The sequence below is a fragment of the Collibacillus ludicampi genome (assembly GCF_023705585.1).
GTDB lineage: Bacteria > Bacillota > Bacilli > Tumebacillales > BOQE01 > Collibacillus > Collibacillus ludicampi.
This window is the reverse complement of the sequence record NZ_BOQE01000001.1, coordinates 1,817,501-1,822,500: the sequence shown is the minus strand read 5'-3', so window position 1 is coordinate 1,822,500 and position 5,000 is coordinate 1,817,501. Positions and strand designations below refer to the sequence as shown.

The window sequence follows — 5,000 nt, the reverse complement described above, 5'->3', positions numbered from 1 at the left end:
GACCACGGATCTTAGCACTCGTAGTCTGACTGCCGGAGACCGAGATCATGGCATTCGGAGTTTGACTGAGTTCGGTAACCCGCGAAGGCCCCTAGCCCAATCAGTGCTCTACCTCCATGTCTCTGCTCCGACGCTAGCCCTAAAGCTATTTCGGGGAGAACCAGCTATCTCCGAGTTCGATTGGAATTTCACCGCTATCCCCACGTCATCCCCGCATTTTTCAACATGCGTGGGTTCGGACCTCCATGCGGCTTTACCCGCACTTCATCCTGCACAGGGATAGATCACACGGTTTCGGGTCTACGACTGCGTACTCAAGCCCTCTTCAGACTCGCTTTCGCTGCGGCTCCGGCTTCCCGCCTTAACCTCGCACGCAATCGTAACTCGCCGGTTCATTCTACAAAAGGCACGCCGTCAGGCATAAACGCCCTCCGACTGATTGTAGGCACACGGTTTCAGGTTCTCTTTCACTCCGCTCCCGCGGTGCTTTTCACCTTTCCCTCACGGTACTGGTTCACTATCGGTCGCCAGGTTGTATTTAGCCTTAGGAGGTGGTCCTCCCGGATTCCCACGGGATTCCTCGTGTCCCGCGGTACTCGGGGTCCGTCTCGGAGTCCTCTTCGTTTCAGATACGGGACTGTCACCCTCTCTGGTCGGCCGTTCCAAACCGTTCTCTTACGAAAAGGATTGGTAACTCCACGTGAGACGCCCCACGACCCCGCCTGTGCAAGCACAGGCGGTTTAGGCTCTTCCCCGTTCGCTCGCCACTACTGAGGGAATCACTGTTGTTTTCTTTTCCTCAGGGTACTAAGATGTTTCAGTTCCCCTGGTGTACCTTCTCACTGCCTATGGATTCAGCAGTGGATACCCCGCCATTACGCGAGGTGGGTTGCCCCATTCGGAAATCCCCGGATCAAAGCCTGCTTACGGCTCCCCGAGGCGTATCGGCGTTAGCCCCGTCCTTCATCGGCACCTGGCGCCAAGGCATCCTCCGTGCGCCCTTCGTAGCTTAACCTACAAAGGTTGTTCAAAAAGTCGGTGGATCCGCCTTTTTGAACTTGCTCTGTTTGATGCAGTACCTTGGCATAAGCCAAAGTTGATGTCGCATTCGCTATCCAGTTATCAAGGAACCTTGAGGAATTCGCTCCCTCAAAACTGAGCCGTGCAGAAGAAAAGCATCTGTTACATCCTTAGAAAGGAGGTGATCCAGCCGCACCTTCCGATACGGCTACCTTGTTACGACTTCACCCCAGTCATCGGCCCCACCTTAGGCGGCTGGCTCCTCAGAGAGGTTACCCCACCGACTTCGGGTGTTGCCAACTCCCATGGTGTGACGGGCGGTGTGTACAAGGCCCGGGAACGTATTCACCGCGGCATGCTGATCCGCGATTACTAGCAATTCCGGCTTCATGCAGGCGAGTTGCAGCCTGCAATCCGAACTACGAACGGTTTTCAGGGTTTGGCTCCACCTCGCGGTTTCGCATCCCGTTGTACCGCCCATTGTAGCACGTGTGTAGCCCAGGACATAAGGGGCATGATGATTTGACGTCATCCCCGCCTTCCTCCGACTTGTCGTCGGCAGTCTGTTGTGAGTGCCCAACTGAATGCTGGCAACACAACACAAGGGTTGCGCTCGTTGCGGGACTTAACCCAACATCTCACGACACGAGCTGACGACAACCATGCACCACCTGTCACCGCTGCCCCGAAGGGAAGGTCTGTCTCCAGACCGGTCAGCGGGATGTCAAGCCCTGGTAAGGTTCTTCGCGTTGCTTCGAATTAAACCACATGCTCCACTGCTTGTGCGGGCCCCCGTCAATTCCTTTGAGTTTCAGTCTTGCGACCGTACTCCCCAGGCGGAGTGCTTCATGCGTTAGCTTCGGCACTCATGGGTATGAGCCCACGAACACCTAGCACTCATCGTTTACGGCGTGGACTACCAGGGTATCTAATCCTGTTTGCTCCCCACGCTTTCGCGCCTCAACGTCAGGAATCGGCCAGCAAGGCGCCTTCGCCACAGGTGTTCCTCCACATCTCTACGCATTTCACCGCTACACGTGGAATTCCCCTTGCCTCTCCGACCCTCAAGCTCTCCCGTATCCAAGGCCGTCCCGGGGTTGAGCCCCGGGTTTTCACCCCGGACGCAGAAAGCCGTCTGCGCGCGCTTTACGCCCAGTGAATCCGGACAACGCTTGCCCCCTACGTATTACCGCGGCTGCTGGCACGTAGTTAGCCGGGGCTTCCTCCTCCGGTACCGTCAGGATAGGAGCATTGCCTCACCTATCGGTTCGTCCCGGAAGACAGAGTTTTACAATCCGAAGACCTTCATCACTCACGCGGCGTTGCTCCGTCAGGCTTGCGCCCATTGCGGAAGATTCCCTACTGCTGCCTCCCGTAGGAGTCTGGGCCGTGTCTCAGTCCCAGTGTGGCCGGTCACCCTCTCAGGTCGGCTACGCATCGTCGCCTTGGTGAGCCGTTACCCCACCAACTAGCTAATGCGCCGCGGGCCCATCTGGCAGTGACGCCGTGAAGCGCCTTTCCCTCCTCACGGATGCCCGTGAAGAGCGTATCGGGTATTAGCACTCGTTTCCAAGCGTTATCCCCGTCTGCCAGGCAGGTTGCCCACGTGTTACTCACCCGTCCGCCGCTGACTTCAAGGAGCAAGCTCCTCTCCATCCGCGCGACTTGCATGTATTAGGCACGCCGCCAGCGTTCGTCCTGAGCCAGGATCAAACTCTCGAAGAAAAATTCGCTCTGCGCCTCGAAAGCGAGGCTTCTTGCAGAGCCCATGCAATGTTCAATCGTGGCTCTCTTCTGCACGATTCAGTTTTCAAAGAGCGACTGTCGCAACAGCGACTTTCCCAATATACCACCTTGCAATCTATTTTGCAAGTGGTAATTTGTTTCTTCGTTTATCATCACCGCTCCGTGCGGCGACGGGTGTAATCGTACCATACATCGCAAGAGAACTTCCACTCTCATTACAAAACAAAGATAAACAAAATCATCACTTTCCCGTCCAAAAATCAAGAAGCGCACAGCGGGAAGTAAACATACGTCACTTCACTCTTTTGATCATCTATTTTCCCAAGACGCCACGAAAATATCGATATACCAAAGCTAAAATGGAACGACGGGTGAGAATTCCCACGAAAACACCAGCTTCATCCTCGATACATACAAAGGGATGATTAATGGACAGTTCCAAGGCTCTAAAAAATGTATCGCTATTTTTCATACGCGGGATCTTGGTATTCATGACTTCTTCCACTTTATGCTCGCTCAATTTCTCATACTCGATGCGCTCAATTCCGAGTATCGAATCCATGATCATGGTATTACTGATCAGTCCCTGAATTTTATAAGATGTATCCAAAACTGGAACTGCAGAATACCCCGATTTAATCAACACGAGTAAAGCATGTTCCAGCGAATTTCCCAATTGCACGTGAGCCACATTATCGGCAGGAATCACTAATTCTTTAATTTCTTTTTCGAGGAGATTGCTCGTCTCCAAGTTGATCATATTTTGTTTCGCTCCTCTTCTTCCATAATTCACTTCACATTATTTGTTTCTCTAAAAGATCTCAAAAGTCCTTTCCCCAGCACTGTCTCAGATCAAAAGACAGAGCGAAAGCAAGTGATAAAACCAGAAATTTGCACGCACTTGCTTATATTGCTATATAATCGAGTCACAGATTATAAGTGGAGGCATCTTTACATATGATTCGTACTTTGAAAGTAAAAGCCGGAAAGACCATCACAAACATCCCCGTAGAATTACTCACACAAGATGTAAATAAAGATTCTTGGTATTGGGTGGATTTTAATCAGCCCACAGACGAAGAATTGAAATTGCTGGATACCCTGTTTCACTTTCATCCATTGGCGATCGAAGATTGCGGTCCTTCATTGCAAAGACCAAAAGTGGAAAATTACGATGAATATCTGTTTATCGTCGTGCATGCTGTCAAGGAAAGAAGAAATGAAAGGAAACGATTTGGGGTTCATGAGGTCAATCTCTTTTTGGGTGAAAACTTCCTGGTTTCCGTTCATCTCGATGATCAGCCGTCGATTGATCAGCTTTTCACATCGTTCGAGAAAAAGAACCGATCCATCGAATATACGCCTAATTATCTGGCCTATTTGATCATCGATCATATTGTGGATGAATTTTTCCCATTGGTTGAATATGTGGAAAATCAATTGAACAAAATGGAGGAAAAGATCTTCCACATAAAAAATCCGACGGATCATCTGATCAATCAAATCTTCTATCTTCGTCGCAGCCTGCTCTCGCTGAAAAAAATAGTTTTGCCTCATCGAGATATGTTAAGCATCTTGTTACATGATGATTTTATCAATCGTGACCGGCGAACACGTGCTTATTTTATGGATATTTACGATCATCTCATGCGCCTTATGGATCGTATCGATAACCAAAGAGAGATTGTTTCTGGATTGTTGGAAATGTGTTTATCATTACAATCTAAGCATATGAACGAAATCATGAAGATATTGACGATTTTCGGAACCATCTTTTTACCGATCACTTTTATTTCTTCCGTATACGGAATGAACTTTGAAGGGATGCCAGAGCTCCATTGGAAATACGGGTATCCATTTGCGCTCGGGCTTATGGCAATTACCGCTATCGGATTTGTGATCTATTTTAAACGGAAACATTGGCTGTAACACCTGACCAATAGCCAGCTTCGGGTTTCTCCTGTTTGATTCGTTTGAAGCTGGCATCATTCCTTCTTTTTTGCTTCAAATTCGAACTCAACGAACTATGCTCCCCAAATTTCTTACACTCCAGTTTTACAATCCGTTAATGAGTGATCGTACTTTCAGTAGACACATCAAATAAAAAAAGCCGATTCCTGAAAAGGAATCAGCTTATCATATTCGTATGGTGGGCCTAAGTGGACTTGAACCACTGACCTCACGATTATCAGTCGTGCGCTCTAGCCAGCTGAGCTATAGGCCCGAAACAGTGG

General features: G+C 49.7%; 2 protein-coding genes, 2 tRNA genes and 2 rRNA genes (2 of these 6 running past the window's edge). 1 reads left to right on the top strand and 5 read right to left on the bottom strand.

What is annotated here, in order from left to right; translation table 11 throughout:
* The 3 genes from DNHGIG_RS09240 to cbpB form a co-directional block, all read right to left on the bottom strand.
* Window positions 1-1,015: ribosomal RNA gene (locus DNHGIG_RS09240) — 23S ribosomal RNA — on the bottom strand; it reaches 2,040 nt to the left of the window's first position.
* Between the two features lie 179 nt (window positions 1,016-1,194).
* Window positions 1,195-2,745: ribosomal RNA gene (locus DNHGIG_RS09235) — 16S ribosomal RNA — on the bottom strand.
* Together the 16S and 23S rRNA genes form the textbook arrangement of a ribosomal RNA operon.
* Before the next feature lie 334 nt (window positions 2,746-3,079).
* Window positions 3,080-3,526, bottom strand: coding sequence for a cyclic-di-AMP-binding protein CbpB (gene cbpB, locus DNHGIG_RS09230; RefSeq protein ID WP_282199363.1), 447 nt, complete (start codon window positions 3,524-3,526; stop codon window positions 3,080-3,082).
* A 197-nt stretch (window positions 3,527-3,723) separates the two neighbouring features.
* On the opposite strand from cbpB, the gene corA reads away from it, so the two are divergent.
* Window positions 3,724-4,695, top strand: a complete 972-nt coding sequence (gene corA, locus DNHGIG_RS09225) for a magnesium/cobalt transporter CorA (protein WP_282199362.1) — start codon at window positions 3,724-3,726, stop codon at window positions 4,693-4,695.
* A 218-nt stretch (window positions 4,696-4,913) separates the two neighbouring features.
* Here the strand turns inward: corA and DNHGIG_RS09220 are convergent.
* Window positions 4,914-4,990: transfer RNA gene (locus tag DNHGIG_RS09220), tRNA-Ile, on the bottom strand.
* A 7-nt stretch (window positions 4,991-4,997) separates the two neighbouring features.
* Window positions 4,998-5,000: transfer RNA gene (locus tag DNHGIG_RS09215), tRNA-Pro, on the bottom strand (it continues 74 nt past the right edge of the window).

What these genes read in the sequence shown, in the direction of transcription:
- cbpB (WP_282199363.1), bottom strand. Translation starts at nt 3,526, where the DNA reads ATGATCAACTTGGAGACGAGCAATCTCCTCGAAAAAGAAATTAAAGAA.
- corA (WP_282199362.1), top strand. Translation starts at nt 3,724, where the DNA reads ATGATTCGTACTTTGAAAGTAAAAGCCGGAAAGACCATCACAAACATC.